Below are 14,448 nucleotides of genomic sequence, written 5' to 3'. Positions count from 1 at the left end.
ATTTCGTCTAAGCCTTTGCCATTTCGGCAATATATGGCAATCATGGCCCTAGAGCCATTCTCTGGGGGCCTTGATGGACGACGAGACGGCGATGGCCGCATTCCGCGAGCTTGAGCTGTTTGCCGATTTCAACGACGATCATTTGCGTCTTCTGGCTTTCGTCTGCCAGGAGCGCATTCTTGCGGCCGGTGAAACGCTCTGCGAAGCGGGCGATATGGTCGGCGGCGCGCATGTCCTCGTGACCGGACAACTAGAGGCTGTGCATTCCGCTGCCGAAGGGGGCGGGCGTTATCGCATCATGCCGCCGTCGCTGATCGGAGAAATCGGGCTCATGCTCGATAAACCGCGCGCAACAGGCGTAGTTGCCCTAAGGCGCAGCGAAGTGCTCTTCGTGCCACGTGAAGCGTTCATGAAATTGCTACGTAGCCATCCCGACCTCGCGCAAGGGGTCGCCGCTACGCTACGAGGAGAATTGCTCCGCTATCTCGATTCGATTTCCGGGTTGAGCGGGCGCTTTTCCAATTAGCTATTGGAACTCGACGATCACCGGCACGTGGTCTGAGGGTTTTTCAGACCATCCACGGGCTGGTCTCAGAATGTGCGCGGCGCGGGCATGTGCCGCCACATCGCGCGTGGACCAGATATGGTCGAGCCGGCGCCCGCGGTCGGACAGATCCCAATCCTTGGCGCGATAACTCCACCAGGAATAGATTTTTTCTTCGATGGGAATGTGCTGGCGCACCAGATCGACCCAGTTGCGGCGTTCGAGAAGGCGATTGAGCGCTTCGGTCTCTACTGGCGTGTGCGAGACGACTTTTAAGAGCTGCTTGTGGCTCCAAACGTCGTTTTCGTGCGGCGCAACATTGAAGTCGCCACAAATGATCTGGCCGCTATCGAAGACAAGATCGTCGAACCAATCCTGCATCTCGGCGAGAAAGTTGAGCTTATGGCGGAACTTGGGATTGATCTCGGGATCGGGCTCGTCGCCGCCGGCCGGGATGTAAAAATTATGAACCGTTACCGGGCCACGTCCGAAGTCGAGCCGGGCTGAAACGTGACGCGAATCGGGAATGTCGCAGAAGCCACGCGTTGCAATCTCGTCGACCGGGGTTTTGGAGAGGATGGCGACGCCGTGATAGCCTTTTTGACCATGTACGGCCTGATGGGCGTATCCAGCCTCGGCGAACGCCTTGGCGGGAAATTGATCATTGGTGCATTTGATTTCTTGCAGGCACAAAACATCGGGCGCGTATTGCGCGAGAAAATCGAGGACGATTGGCAGGCGCAGCCGCACCGAATCGATGTTCCAGGTGGCAAGAGAAGGCATCGGCGACTCGATTGTTTGGGACCGAGCCGCCTTTATGACCATAGGGGCGAACGGGGTAAACCCCGAGCGCGCTGTCAGTTGGGTGCGTTGACCGAGCGATAAGTGGGATCGATGCGGAAATACTGGTCGGGAATGTCGACGCCTTTTTGCGTGTCGTAGATCGAAAAGGTTGTTTCGACACCAGAAGGTTCGATCAGGCTCCACTGCACGAGATCATTGGTCTGGCGATCAAAAATCAGCGAAACCTGCACGGTACCGATGGGGCTGTCGTCGGCGATCATCACCGAAACATGGCTTTCCGACATCACGACGTCAGAGAGGCTCGAGTTGATAAGGCTCACCGTATCGCCGAGAAACTGGCGCAGCGGCACGTTTTCCTGCGGGTAAGCGTATTGCGTGCGGGACTGGCGGTCGATCACGTAAAAGCCCGAGCCTTGCGAAATGATTTCTTCGCGGCTGGGCGGACCATAACGAAAGCGCACATTGTTGGGGCGCTTGAGCCAGAAAGTGCCCTCGATACGACCGCCCTGGCTGTCGATCTGCTCGAACCTGCCCGCCATGGTGCGGATGGCGGTGTTGTGGGCGGAAATCTCCTGCAGCGCGAACTCCTCGTCGGGTGTCAGAGTACGGGCTTGAGAAAAGGCGGGCGCTGCGAGCGTGCCGAATAGAAAAACGGCGGACACGAGGGCGGCAATCAGGCGAGTCATCGCAAACTCCGGTCGGTTGGAAGCAAAGTTTGCCCCTTGCAATTCTGGGTAGAGATCAATTGCGGCAAGATGGGGAAACGAGGCTGGTATGGTTCGGTAAACTCGCCGTGTCCAGCCCGGTTCCCACTCAGATTGCGCTTGGCGAACGCGCTCTAGTAGCCATCCGCATTGTCGCCGATCAGGACTTCGCGCTTGCCGGCATGGTTGGCAGGGGAAATGATGCCTTCCTGCTCCATGCGCTCGATGAGCGTTGCCGCCTTGTTATAACCGACCGACAGGCGCCGCTGAATATAGGAGGTCGATGCCTTCTTGTCCGCCAGCACGATATTGACCGCCTTGTCGTAAAGCTCGTCGCCTGAACCGCCAAACCCGCCATCGTCGTCGAGGCCGCCCATCTGGCCGTCATCCTCGTCCGCAGTGATCGATTCGAGATATTCGGGCGAACCCTGGCTCTTGAGGTGAGCGACGATGTCTTCGACTTCATTGTCGGCCACAAAGGCACCGTGCAGGCGTTTGATGCGTCCGCCACCGGCCATATAGAGCATGTCGCCATTGCCGAGGAGCTGTTCGGCGCCCTGTTCGCCCAGAATGGTGCGCGAATCGATTTTCGAGGTCACCTGGAAGGATACGCGGGTGGGGAAGTTGGCCTTGATCGTGCCGGTGATGACGTCAACCGAAGGGCGCTGGGTGGCCATGATAATGTGGATGCCAGCTGCACGCGCCATCTGCGCGAGGCGCTGGATGGTGCCTTCGATGTCCTTGCCAGCCACCATCATCAGGTCGGCCATTTCGTCGACGATGACCACGATGAACGGGAGCGGCTCGAGATCGAACTGTTCGCTTTCGAAAATTGCTTCGCCCGTCTCGCGGTCGAACCCGGTCTGGACCGTACGGGTGATAACTTCGCCTTTTGCCGAGGCTTCGGCAACGCGCTGATTAAAGCCGTCGATGTTACGGACACCGATCTTGCTCATCTTCTTGTAGCGGTCTTCCATCTCGCGGACGGCCCATTTGAGCGCGACCACGGCCTTTGCGGGATCGGTCACGACCGGCGTCAGGAGATGGGGGATGCCGTCATAGACCGAGAGCTCGAGCATTTTGGGGTCGATCATGATCAACCGGCATTGCTCTGGGCTCATCTTGTAGAGCAGCGACAGGATCATCGTATTGATGCCTACCGACTTGCCCGAACCGGTGGTACCGGCGATCAAAAGGTGCGGCATGCGGGCCAGATCGACGATGATCGGCTCGCCGCCAATGGTCTTGCCCAGGCATATGGGCAGTTTTGACTTGGCCTTGTCGAAATCGGTCGAGGCCAAAAGCTCGCGCAGGAAAACGGTTTCGCGAGTCTTGTTGGGCAGTTCAATGCCGATGGCATTGCGCCCGGGAACCACGGCGACGCGAGCGGAAATGGCGCTCATCGAGCGTGCGATATCATCGGCCAGCGAGATGACGCGGCTCGATTTGATGCCCGGAGCGGGTTCGAGTTCGTAAAGCGTCACGACGGGTCCGGGGCGGACATTGATGATGTCGCCCTTGACGCCAAAATCTTCGAGCACGCCTTCGAGCCGTTTGGCGTTGGCTTCGAGCGCCTCGGGATGATGTTCAGGCGAACTCTGATTTGCGCTCGGCATGGCGAGGAGTTCGAGCGGAGGCAATTCGAACCCATCGGTGGGCAGAAAAGTCGCCTGTGCTTCGCGCTGCTGACGCGGTGAGGGTTGTGGACGCGGGGCCGGAGCGGTCACCCGGGCCCGGGATCCCGGCAGATCGTCGCCAATCAGGCGCGCGATATCGTCAGTGCCCTGCTGCCGACGTGGTGCTGGAGCAACATCGTAGGAATCGTCATCATAGTCGTCAGGCTGATAGTCGTTCCAGTCGTCTTCGACCGGCGGTTCGGAGCGGATATCGGGAGCCCTGTCGAGTGCTATAGACCGATCGAGCTGCGGTTCGAAATCGCTCGGGCGGAAAGTGCGGATCGGCTCTTCCTGCTTGCGGCGAGTAAAGACGCGCTTGAGCGCGGCGCGGGCGCCGTAGGCTGTGTGGGCCGCATAGCCGAGCGTCATGTCCCAGAGGCCGGGCGAATCAGGTTCGTCGTCGAGTTCTGGCTCGGGTTCGGGCTGCGATGCGCGCCGGCCCGTGGATCTGGCCGCCTTTGCCTTGACGGGGAGTTTAGGTTCGCTCTCAAAGGCGGGTCGTGTGCGGGCCGACAGCCAGAGACTGAACAATGCTGGAATGCCGATCACCGCCGCATAGGCTATTGCCTGCCAGCCTTCGGGTGCCGTGCCGAGCACCATCGTATAGAGCCCGGAAAATCCCGTGCCGATAAAACCGCCAAGCCCAAGCGGCAGCGGCCAGCTTTCAGGCGTCGGAAAGCTCGAGAAAAGCCCTGTTGCAAGCGCCGTGCCGAGAACCCAGCCCGTCAGCCTGATCCCGAGATAGGAGGGGACGGTGCGGCGAATCAGCGACCACGACCAGACAAGCGGTGGCAGTAGCGCTAGAGGCGCGGCCAGGCCCAAAAGCTGAAAGCCGATATCGGCCATCGCGGCGCCGAAAAAGCCAAGCCAGTTTTCCGCGGCCTTGTCGGTCGCATAGGAGAACGAGGGATCATCGACCGACCACGAGGCCAGTGAAACCAGAACCATGGCGCAGAACGCGGCAATGGCAATTCCGATCAGGCGAACCGGAATGGTTATCGAAAGGACCGGAGTGGAGCGGTGGCCATCGTCCAGATGCGAAGTGGAGTGCAAGGTCATGGATGCTGCCGGAGCGGTTACGCAATACTGATTGGTGCTCACCCTAGCGCCCGCATGGTTAACCTTGCCTTAGCAGACGATGCAAATTTCCCGCTGACCGAAACACAAAAAAAGCCCCGCTTGGGCGGGGCTTGAAAGTGCCCACCATTTGGCAGGCGGGAGGAGCCGAAGATGGGATGCAGCCCGTATCGTTTGCGAGTGGGAAGGCCTCATTGATGTGGGGTCAAGGAGGGATACGGGCTGCATGCCATCTTCGGAAAAGGCCCGGGCTTTCGCCCGGACCATCCAGTTTGGATCAGCGGAATTCGGGGTAGGCTTCCACGCCGACTTCTACCTTATCGAGACCGAGTGCCTCGTCATCTTCGGTGGGACGCAGGCCCATAGTCGCCTTGAGGATGAACCACACAACGAAGCTGACTACGAAGACGAACACACCAACGACGACAATCGAGAACAGCTGTACGCCGAGATTCGCGTCAGGATTGGTGAAGATGACCGCGATGGTGCCCCAGATGCCGCACAGAAGGTGCACGGGGATGGCGCCGACGACGTCGTCGATCTTGAGCTTGTCGAGAAGCGGAACCGAGAAGACGACGATGACGCCACCGACGGCACCGAGCAGCGACGCCGTACCAAGGCCCGGCATCAGAGGTTCAGCGGTGATCGAAACCAGACCACCGAGGGCGCCGTTCAGGACAAAGGTCAGATCGACCTTCTTGTAGATGATGGCTGTAAGGATCAGCGCAGCGACCGCACCGCCGGCAGCGCCGGCATTGGTGTTGGCCATGATGCGACCGACATCGGCGATATCGCCCACCGAGCCCATGGCCAGCTGAGACGCGCCGTTAAAGCCGAACCAGCCCATCCACAGGATCATGGTGCCAAGCGTGGCGAGCGGCATGGATGAACCGGGCATGGCATTTACGGTACCGTCGGGATTGTATTTTCCAGCACGCGCGCCCAGCAGGATAGCACCGGCCAGAGCGGCCCAGCCACCAACGGAGTGAACGACCGTGGAGCCCGCGAAATCGAGGAAGCCCATGGCATCGAGGAAACCGCCGCCCCATTTCCAGGAAGCCTGGATCGGGTAGATCAGCGCGGTCAGAACGAGGGTAAAGACCAGGAAGGGTGCGATCTTGATGCGTTCGGCCAGGGTGCCCGATACGATCGAGGCGGCGGTGGCGCAGAACATGACCTGGAAGAAGAAGTCAGAGCTCGTTGCCGCGTAGCCGAAATCGTCGGCGTCATCAGCAGTGATACCAACGGCTTCGAGGATGCCGATGCCAAAGGCACCGAGATAGCCACCGGTCTCATCGGAGCCGATGGTCCAGTTGCCGAGCGGGTACATGAGATTGTAGCCGATGAGGTAGTAGGCAATTGCGGCGATCGAAAACAGCGAGATGTTTTTCAAAAGCTGCATAGACACGTTCTTGGTGCGGACCAGCCCGGCTTCGAGCATGGCAAAGCCTGCGGCCATCCACATCACCAAAACGCCACCGAAGATCATCAGGAACGAGTTGAGGATAAAGACCACATCCGCCGAAACGCCCTCGGAAAGGGTAGCGGCAACTTCAGCGGCTTCTTCGACCGGCGCGTCCTGCCCAAGGGCAGGCAAGGCGATGAGCAGGGAGGCCAGCGCCGCCGTGCCCAACAATTTTGTTGTCTTGAGATTCATGATTGTCCGTCTCCTAGTTGGACGCCAGGCACTCAAAGCGCTTCGCTTCCGGTTTCCCCGGTGCGGATGCGGATGGCCTGTTCGAGGTCGAGAATGAAAATCTTGCCGTCGCCGATACGGCCCGTCTGGGCGGAATCCTTGATGGCGCTGGCAACTGCATCGACCTGGGCGGCGTCAACAGCGATCTCAACCTTGAGCTTGGGCAGGAAATGCACGGCATATTCAGTGCCGCGATAAATCTCGGAGTGACCCTTCTGGCGGCCATACCCCTTCACTTCGGTAACGGTCATGCCGTGGACGTCGAGAGAATTGAGGGCCTGCCGGACCTCCTCGAGCCGCGACGGCTTTATGATGGCGATTAGCAGTTTCATGGGTGCTCCTTTCCGAACTCCGCACCTGATACGCAGACCTCAGGACTCAAAAGCCGTGCCAAACAGGGAAAAAACCATGCAACCAGTTGATATCATTTAGGGAAATGGGCTCGGTGATTTGTCGCCCAATTGCCGCCACAATCAATGTTGCCTAAAATTTAGGCCGGTCAGGTTGCAAAGGTTGACCAATGGTGAATAAAAAAGCAGCGCCTGCGTGCGATGCGGCAAGCAGTCTCTTGCATGTCGAGACGACTGCGGCGCATTCTGCTGATCAGCGTGATGCGATGAAGGAGGACGGGTAAGCATGGCCGATCTCGGAGAAAAAACCGGCTTTGACGTCCTGGTGGTCGGCGGTGGTCCAGTCGGGCTGACCCTGTCCTTGGCGCTGACGCGGTTTTTGCCCGGACTAAAGCTGGGGCTGCTCGATCGGCGCGCACTCAGCGTGCCCAAGGATGCGCGTGCATCGGCGATCGCTGCGGGTGTGCGGCACGTCTTTGAAACCATCGGTGTGTGGGATGGTATGGCAGGCGAAGCCAATCCCATTGCGCAGATGAAGATCACCGATTCGGGTAAAACCGACCTCTCGCGACCGCTCTATCTGCGTTTCGATGGCCCCAAGGCGCCTCATGAGCCGTTTGCGCACATGGTGCCCAATACCGCCAGCGCTGCCGCTTTGCTAGCGGCAAGTGAGGGCCAGTTCACCGTTATCGAGCCAGGCGCAGTCAGAGCCTTCCGCGTAGAGCCTGCTCAAGCGGTCGTGACGCTCGAGGATGGGCGCGAGGTGTCGGCGCGGCTGGTGATTGCCGCGGATGGTGGTAAATCGACATTGCGTGGACTAGCCGGGATCGGCGCCTTTACCCACGACTATGGTCAGTCGGGAATCGTTACGACCATCGCCCATGAGCTTGACCATGACAACGTGGCGTACGAGCACTTCCGCCCGGCCGGCCCGTTCGCCTCGCTGCCGCTCAAAGGCAACAGATCATCGCTTGTCTGGACCGAGCAGCCCGAGCACGCCAAATCCGTTCTTGCCATGGCAGAAAGCGATATCGCCATGGCGATCGAAGCCGCTATGGGACACAGCCTGGGACGCGTTGAAATCGTTGATGCCGTCCAGAGCTTTCCGCTTGGATTGATGCTGGCACACAACTTCATTTCTCCGCGCCTTGCGCTGGTGGGCGACGCGGCTCATGTCATTCACCCCATTGCAGGGCAAGGGCTCAATCTGGGCCTCAAGGACGTCGCCGTTTTGGCCGAGGTTCTGGTTGATGCAGCGCGATTGGGCGAAGATATCGGCGGTGTGGACGTTCTGGGTCGTTATCAGGCGAGGCGCCGGGCCGATACCGCGCTGATGGCCATGGCGACCGATGGGCTCAACCGCTTGTTTTCAAATGATATCGCACCAGTGCGGGCGGTTCGCGATTTCGGACTTTCCGTCGTTGATCGGCTTGGGCCACTCAAGGATGTGTTTATCAGTCAGGCTGCCGGAGCGCAGGGCGCAAAGCTTCTCAAGGGGCTGCCGCTCTAAATTATAGCGACACCGCCGGTGCTCAGTCGTTATAGGATTGCGGCCGGTTGCGCAGCGCATCGACCTCAGCTTCGTCCAGACGACGCGCTGCATCGACGACCAGAAGCGGGACGCCCTTGGATATCGGGAACGCGTAGCGGGCGACGATCGAAATCAGTTCACTGCCATCGGACGCGAGAATCAGCCGCGTCTTGGTGATCGGACAGACGAGCATTTCTATCGTCTTGGGATCGAGCTTGTAACGCGGGTTCTCGCCTTCGGTTGGCGGGGGCGCGCTCATTGCAGGACGGCACCGGCCTTGGCCCGTGCCATTTCCATTTCAGCGAGCGCTATGAGAGTCTCGGCGCGGTCGGTGAGGGTAAGAGCCTCTAAGAGAGCCTGCTTTTCGCGCGCCCCGTGAGGGGTCAGCATGGCCGAAAGATTGACGAGCTCGCCAGTGCTCATATCGTCGACCTCCTCCCAATCGACTTCAATCTGTGAAAAATCGGCATAGGCCTTGAGCACGCCCGTCAACCTGTCGCGATTGATGGCGTCTTCGCCCAGAAGGGGCGTAAAATCCGTTTGGAAGGCAGCGGTCGAGATTTTGGCCTGCCGATAGGGCGTGGCGGTGGTCAGCTCTTCGATGGGCTCGAACCGGCAAACGCCTTCGAGAATGACGAAATAGCGCTCGTCAGCCTGTTCTTCGAAATGTGTGATGCGCCCTATGCAACCAACTCGTTCAAGCGGAACGCTGCCGCGCGGGGCCTCTTCGGCGGTTTCGCGCGGCTGGATCAGCCCCACCATGCGATTGCCGGCCAAGGCATCGTCGATCATGGCGACGAAGCGGGGTTCGAAGATGTTGAGGGGCCGGTGGCTGCCGGGTAGCAGCAATGCCCGGCTGAGCGGAAACAGCGCCAGCATGTCGGGCAGTTCTGCGATCGAAGCCGGGCGGCGCATGGTGAAATCCTCTGGTTTGTGCGTCTAGCGGAATAATAGGGTCGAGAGCATGCGGCGGCCTTTTAGCGTTGCAGCATCCTTGGGTCCCCAGGCCTCGAAAAATTCGAGCAGCTTTTTACGGGCGCCGTCGTCTTCCCACTCCCGGTCGCGCTCCATGATGGCGATGAGCGCTTGAGCTGCGCCCAACCTGTCGCCCCGCGCGTTAAGAACCATCGCGAGATCGAAGCGCGCGCGGTGGTCGAGCGGGTCCGCGGCAAGCCGTGCTTCGAAATCGGAAGGATTGCCGAGCTTTTTGGCTTCATCTTCGAGCGCGATCGCCTTGATCAACGCGTCAGCACCCGCGTGTGAAGCGTCTTCAGGCAGCATCGAAAGCGTTTCGCGCGCGCCATCGCTATCGCCAGTTTTGAACTGGACGCTCGCTATACCCACCACCGCGTCCACATTGTCGGGCGCGTGGCGAAGAACGGTGGCGAACACCTGATAGGCTCGCTCATAATCTTCCGCATCGAGAGCGGCCTGCGCCGCTTCGAGGGCAGCGGCGATCTGGCTCTCGGCTTCCGACGGGCCGCCGATGCCGGACTGGGCTGCCATGTCGACCAGCTTTTGGGCAAAGCGCGCCACTTCGCTTTCGGGGAGGGCGCCCATGAACCCATCGACAGGACGGCCGCCTACAAAACCAAAAACCGCTGGAATGGATTGGACACCCATCTGTCCGGCGAGCGCTTGGTTCTCATCGACATTGATCTTGACCGCCGCGACCTTGCCCTTGAGGGCGGTCACGACCTTTTCAAGCGCCGGGGTCAGCTGCTTGCACGGGCCACACCATGGCGCCCAGAAATCGACAAGCACAGGCCGCTCCATCGATGCTTCAAGCACGTCGGCTTGAAACTTTGTCGTCGACGACTCGACGATCAATGCATCCTTGGAGGCATTTTGGGCGGATGGGGACAATGAGAGATCCATCTTTGACGGCACTTTCTTAAGTTCACGCGAGGCCGCTTAGCCGTGCGCTATGTCATGCTTGGTCCATTACACCATGGCGACAGGCTGTGCAAAATCGCAGTGCCGTGCACACGCGTCGGCAGGTTGGCAAAGGAAGCAAAAATTGGGGTTGCAATTGTCATTTCGGTTGGGCATATAGGCGCGCATCGCGGTGCTGCCAAGTTGTGGGGCCCCGATTGGAGTGCGGGCGTAGCTCAGGGGTAGAGCATAACCTTGCCAAGGTTAGGGTCGTGAGTTCGAATCTCATCGCCCGCTCCAAAATTTCCCGTTAGACGGGAGCAAGAGGGCCGCAAGGGCCCTTTTTTGTTGTCCGAAAGTTTGGTTGTCGTAACGCGCCCTACCCGTTAGGACGGAGCATCCTGCCTTTCGTCTTCTCCCTATCTATCGGTATGCCATGGACATCGCGACGCTGACCGTCATTTTCCTTGCCGTCGGCGCAGGCGCCATCGCCAAAGGCGCGACCGGTATGGGGATGCCCCTGATCGCCATTCCCTTCCTTGCCGCCTGGTTCGGGCTGCAACATGCCATCGTCGTCATGCTGGTGCCGGTTCTGGTGTCCAATATCTGGCAGATCTGGCGCTTTCGCCATGCGCGCCACGACGACCGTCTTGGATTTCTCAAACCGATGCTGATCGCCTGTGCATTAGGCGTGGTGGTTGGAACTGGGTTTCTTGCAGTGGTGCCGGCCCGGGGCTTGGCGCTGACGCTGGGTGTCCTGCTTTTGGGCTATCTCGCGTTGCGCCTGTCGCGACCGCATTTCGTCGTCGGACCTCTCGCCGCCAAGCGCTGGGCGTTGCCGGCGGGGCTGGGGTCAGGATTGCTGCACGGCGCCACGGGGATATCCGCGCCCGTCGGAGTGACGTTTATCCACGCCATGCGCTTTGAGCGCGATCAGCACGTTTATGCGGTCTCAGCAATGTTTCTGGTTCTAGCAGTGGTGCAGGCGCCATCGCTTTGGGTCACCGGCATTTTGCGGCCGGAATGGCTGTTGCAGGGCGCTTTTGCGCTCATTCCGACGTTCATTTTCATGCCGGTGGGTCAGTGGCTGGCCGGCAAGCTTTCTCGGGCTGCATTCGACAATATGATCCTCGTTTTCCTTGGCGTCATTGGCGTGAAAATGGTGCTTGGCATCTAGCTCTTTAAGCTGACCGTGCTTGAATGCAAAAAAGGCGGCCCGGGGCCGCCTTTTTTAGTGATCGCATTGGCTTGAGCTGGGCTTACGCCGCAACCAGATTGCGCAGCACGTAGTGCAGGATACCCCCGTGGCGGTAATACTCCAGCTCATCGAGCGTATCGATGCGCAGCAGAACCGGCACGATTTCCTTTCGGCCATCAGCATAGGTGATGTCGAGCTCGAGCGTCTGGCGCGGCTCTATGCTGGTCAGGCCACGGATCGAGACCGTTTCGTCGCCAGTAATCCCCAGTGACTGCCAGGATGCGCCATCGTTGAACACCAGAGGCAGGACGCCCATGCCCACAAGATTGGAGCGGTGAATACGCTCAAAGCTTTGGGCAATGACGGCACGAACGCCGAGCAGGGTCGTGCCCTTGGCTGCCCAGTCACGCGAAGAGCCCGTGCCATATTCCTTACCGGCAAAGATCACCAGCGGCGTGCCCTTGGCTTTGTATTCCATGGCAGCGTCATAGATCGGCACGACTTCCCCGGATGGGGACTTGGTGAAGCCGCCTTCGACGTTGTCGAGCATCTGGTTCTTGATGCGGATATTGGCGAACGTGCCGCGCATCATCACCTCATGATTGCCGCGACGCGCGCCGTAGGAATTGAAATCGATCGGGGAAACCTGGCGTTCGACGAGGTATTTGCCCGCCGGTGTTCCGGGTTTGAACGAACCTGCCGGGGAGATGTGGTCGGTCGTGATCGAATCGAGAAACAGCGAGAGGACGCGAGCGTTCTCGATATCGGTGATCGGCTTTGGCTCCATGGTCAGACCCTCGAAATAGGGCGGGTTCTGAACATAGGTCGAGGACGAATTCCACTTGTAGGTCTCGCCACCATCGACCTTGATTTCCTGCCAGCGCTTGTCGCCTTTGAAGACGTCACCATAGCGGCGGCGGAACATATCGACAGAGATCGCTGACCGCAGCACTTCTGCCACTTCCTGGGACGAAGGCCAGATGTCTTTGAGATAGACGGGCTGGCCATCCGAACCTGTGCCCAGAGGCACTGTCGTGATGTCCTTTGTCATCTTGCCAAGCAAGGAATAGGCAACGACGAGCGGGGGTGATGCCAGATAGTTGGCGCGCACGTCTGGATTGACGCGGCCCTCGAAGTTGCGGTTACCCGAAAGCACGGAAACGGCAACAAGGTCGTTGTCGTTGATGCATTTGGAAATCGATTCGTCGAGCGGTCCGGAATTGCCGATGCAGGTCGTGCAGCCATAACCGACCGTGTTGAAGCCCATCGCGTCGAGATCTTCCTGCAGACCTGATTTGGTGAGGTATTCGGTGACGACCTGCGAGCCGGGCGCCAGCGATGTCTTGACCCAGGGCTGCGGCTTAAGGCCCTTCTCGCGAGCCTTTTTCGCGACGAGGCCGGCGGCAATCAGCACGGAAGGGTTGGACGTGTTGGTGCATGAGGTGATCGCGGCGATGACGACATCACCGTCCGAAATTTTGTACTGGGCGCCATCGACGGCATAGCCGTGGCTTTCATTGTCTTCCGGGGTATCGTGGACACCGGTCGCGCCTTCATCGACATAGCGGCTCTCAGGCTTGTCGGCGGGCACTTCCTTTGTGTCGCGACGGCCGCCCGAGATTTCTTCGAGCGCCTTGACGAATGCGGTGGCCGCGTTGGTTAGCGCAACGCGGTCCTGCGGGCGCTTGGGGCCGGCGAGCGAGGGCACGACAGTGCCCAGATCGAGTTCGAGCGTATCGGTAAACACCGGATCTGCGTCTTCGTCGGTGCGGTACATGCCCTGGGCCTTGGCGTAGGCTTCGACCAGCGCTACGCGATCGGGCTCGCGACCCGAATCGGTCAGGTACTTGATGGTTTCCTTATCGATGGGGAAGAAACCGCAGGTCGCGCCATATTCGGGCGCCATGTTGGCGATGGTCGCCTTGTCCTCGAGAGAAAGGTTGGAGAGGCCCGCTCCGAAGAACTCGACGAACTTGCCGACGACGCCCTTTTTGCGCAGCATCTCGGTGACGTGCAGCACGAGGTCGGTTGCCGTCGTGCCTTCGGGCAGCTTGCCGGTAAACTTGAAGCCGATGACTTCGGGGATCAGCATGGAGATGGGCTGGCCGAGCATTGCCGCTTCCGCCTCAATGCCGCCGACGCCCCAGCCCAGAACGGCCATGCCGTTGACCATTGTCGTGTGGCTGTCCGTGCCAACGAGCGTGTCGGGATAGGCGATTTCCTCGCCGTTTTCGGTCTTTGTCCAGACGGTCTGGGCGAGATATTCGAGGTTCACCTGGTGGCAGATGCCGGTTCCGGGAGGCACGACGCGGAAGTTTTCGAACGCCGACTGACCCCAGCGCAGGAATTCATAGCGCTCGCCATTGCGCTCATATTCGCGCGCCACGTTCTGCTCGAAGGCGCCCGGTGTGCCGAAATAGTCCACCATGACCGAGTGATCAATGACGAGATCGACGGGAACGAGCGGATTGATCTTTTGCGGGTCGGCGCCGAGTTTGGCGGTGGCGTCGCGCATGGCGGCAAGGTCAACAACGGCTGGAACGCCGGTAAAGTCCTGCATCAGGACGCGGGCAGGGCGATAAGAAATTTCGTGACCGGCACGACCGCGATCGTCGAGCCATGCCTTTACCGCCGTGATATCGGCGGCCTTGACCGTGCGCTCATCTTCAAAGCGCAGCAGGTTTTCGAGCACGACTTTCAGCGAATGGGGGAGTCTTGAAATTCCATCAAGGCCGTTCTGCTCAGCGTCGGCCAGCGAATAGATCGTATAGGCCTTGTTTCCAACGGTGAGGGACTTTTTGGCATTGAAGCTATTGGATGTCTCGGTCACGCGATCCGCCTTGTCTCAATAGGGTTGCGACTACCCCCGAATGAGACCGGGCCAAACGACCAATCGCGTCATAAAAAAGCTCAACGCTGCAATGGCCACCGGCACGTCCGGAGGCGAAAGGGTTGGGGTCGGACCCGAAATTTGTCCCGCTCCCCACCAAATT

12 protein-coding genes and 1 tRNA gene are annotated in these 14,448 nt (G+C 59.6%); 4 read left to right on the top strand and 9 right to left on the bottom strand.

Features of this window, described 5'->3' with window-relative positions; translation table 11 throughout:
- The first annotated feature begins 73 nt into the window (after positions 1 to 73).
- Entirely contained in the window at positions 74 to 526 is a 453-nt protein-coding gene (locus tag BLR31_RS02450) for a cyclic nucleotide-binding domain-containing protein (protein ID WP_090590894.1), read from the top strand.
- Here the strand turns inward: BLR31_RS02450 and xth are convergent, their stop codons facing one another.
- The 5 genes from xth to BLR31_RS02425 all read right to left on the bottom strand — a co-directional run bounded on the left by xth (position 527) and on the right by BLR31_RS02425 (position 6,833).
- Positions 527 to 1,327: an exodeoxyribonuclease III gene (xth, locus tag BLR31_RS02445; protein ID WP_090592040.1), complete on the bottom strand. Its 801-nt coding sequence runs from the start codon at positions 1,325 to 1,327 to the stop codon at positions 527 to 529.
- Between the two features lie 74 nt (positions 1,328 to 1,401).
- Entirely contained in the window at positions 1,402 to 2,034 is a 633-nt protein-coding gene (locus tag BLR31_RS02440; protein WP_090590890.1) for a LolA family protein, read from the bottom strand.
- 152 nt (positions 2,035 to 2,186) lie between these two features.
- Positions 2,187 to 4,787, bottom strand: coding sequence for an FtsK/SpoIIIE family DNA translocase (locus BLR31_RS02435; RefSeq protein WP_090590885.1), 2,601 nt, complete (start codon positions 4,785 to 4,787; stop codon positions 2,187 to 2,189).
- Positions 4,788 to 5,082: 295 nt separating this feature from the next.
- Positions 5,083 to 6,462, bottom strand: coding sequence for an ammonium transporter family protein (locus BLR31_RS02430; protein ID WP_090590881.1), 1,380 nt, complete (start codon positions 6,460 to 6,462; stop codon positions 5,083 to 5,085).
- A 32-nt stretch (positions 6,463 to 6,494) separates the two neighbouring features.
- Positions 6,495 to 6,833 (bottom strand): P-II family nitrogen regulator, encoded by a 339-nt coding sequence (locus tag BLR31_RS02425; RefSeq protein ID WP_090590878.1) that lies wholly within the window; start codon positions 6,831 to 6,833, stop codon positions 6,495 to 6,497.
- Between the two features lie 304 nt (positions 6,834 to 7,137).
- Between BLR31_RS02425 and BLR31_RS02420 the strand changes: the two genes are divergently transcribed.
- A complete protein-coding gene (locus tag BLR31_RS02420; protein ID WP_090590874.1) occupies positions 7,138 to 8,361 on the top strand; it encodes an FAD-dependent monooxygenase in 1,224 nt (407 codons plus the stop codon).
- Between the two features lie 22 nt (positions 8,362 to 8,383).
- On the opposite strand, the gene BLR31_RS02415 is transcribed toward BLR31_RS02420, so the two are convergent.
- From BLR31_RS02415 to BLR31_RS02405, 3 genes are read right to left on the bottom strand one after another with little or no spacing between them, the layout of a single operon-like run.
- Positions 8,384 to 8,641: a Trm112 family protein gene (locus BLR31_RS02415; protein WP_090590870.1), complete on the bottom strand. Its 258-nt coding sequence runs from the start codon at positions 8,639 to 8,641 to the stop codon at positions 8,384 to 8,386.
- Positions 8,638 to 9,297 carry an LON peptidase substrate-binding domain-containing protein gene (locus BLR31_RS02410; protein WP_090590866.1) on the bottom strand — a complete coding sequence of 220 codons (660 nt, stop codon included), beginning with the start codon at positions 9,295 to 9,297 and terminating at the stop codon, positions 8,638 to 8,640. The genes BLR31_RS02415 and BLR31_RS02410 overlap by 4 nt, the downstream gene beginning before the upstream one ends.
- A 24-nt stretch (positions 9,298 to 9,321) precedes the next feature.
- Positions 9,322 to 10,248 carry a thioredoxin family protein gene (locus BLR31_RS02405; protein ID WP_244504920.1) on the bottom strand — a complete coding sequence of 309 codons (927 nt, stop codon included), beginning with the start codon at positions 10,246 to 10,248 and terminating at the stop codon, positions 9,322 to 9,324.
- A gap of 234 nt (positions 10,249 to 10,482) precedes the next feature.
- On the opposite strand from BLR31_RS02405, the gene BLR31_RS02400 reads away from it, so the two are divergent.
- Both BLR31_RS02400 and BLR31_RS02395 read left to right on the top strand, forming a co-directional pair.
- Positions 10,483 to 10,557, top strand: a tRNA-Gly gene (locus tag BLR31_RS02400).
- A 136-nt stretch (positions 10,558 to 10,693) separates the two neighbouring features.
- Positions 10,694 to 11,434, top strand: coding sequence for a sulfite exporter TauE/SafE family protein (locus BLR31_RS02395; protein ID WP_090590858.1), 741 nt, complete (start codon positions 10,694 to 10,696; stop codon positions 11,432 to 11,434).
- Between the two features lie 82 nt (positions 11,435 to 11,516).
- Here the strand turns inward: BLR31_RS02395 and acnA are convergent, their stop codons facing one another.
- Positions 11,517 to 14,285, bottom strand: a complete 2,769-nt coding sequence (acnA, locus tag BLR31_RS02390; RefSeq protein ID WP_090590854.1) for an aconitate hydratase AcnA — start codon at positions 14,283 to 14,285, stop codon at positions 11,517 to 11,519.
- Between the last annotated feature and the right edge of the window lie 163 nt (positions 14,286 to 14,448).

It is taken from the genome of Pelagibacterium luteolum, assembly GCF_900100665.1.
Classification (GTDB): domain Bacteria; phylum Pseudomonadota; class Alphaproteobacteria; order Rhizobiales; family Devosiaceae; genus Pelagibacterium; species Pelagibacterium luteolum.
Note: the sequence above shows the minus strand (reverse complement) of the source record. Positions and strands in the feature narration are given on the sequence as shown.